The sequence below is a fragment of the Faecalibacterium sp. DFI.5.82 genome, from assembly GCF_029076575.1.
In the GTDB taxonomy this organism is placed as follows: Bacteria; Bacillota; Clostridia; order Oscillospirales; family Ruminococcaceae; genus Faecalibacterium; species Faecalibacterium duncaniae.
Map to the genome: position 1 here is coordinate 1 of NZ_JARFIS010001195.1, position 286 is coordinate 286.

The window sequence follows — 286 nt, forward strand, 5'->3', positions numbered from 1 at the left end:
GAAGAACAGCGCAAATTCCGCTCAATCTCACTTGATCGTAATCAAAGCTCCTGTATTCTGCAGATTCGCAATCACGTACCAAAAGAATTTGCTGCCATTCAATGGATCAATTTCGGCTTCTACTGCTACAGTCCATACGTACCGTTTTATACCAACATTTCCGACACGCCAGCCAACTATCAAAAAGCTGGCGCCGAGGTCGATACCAACAGTGCCTATTGGATGTATAAAACGCTGGCCGTTGTCGTTGAACCGCGCTATCACAAATTTATCAATGAGGTCAACG

At 45.1% G+C, this 286-nt stretch carries 1 protein-coding gene; it reads right to left on the reverse strand.

Going from position 1 to position 286, the window contains the following annotated elements; genetic code table 11:
* Positions 1–27: 27 nt before the first annotated feature.
* Positions 28–286, reverse strand: a 259-nt coding sequence (locus tag P0G09_RS20705) for a hypothetical protein (RefSeq protein ID WP_275253622.1), incomplete at its 5' end; no start/stop codon positions are given.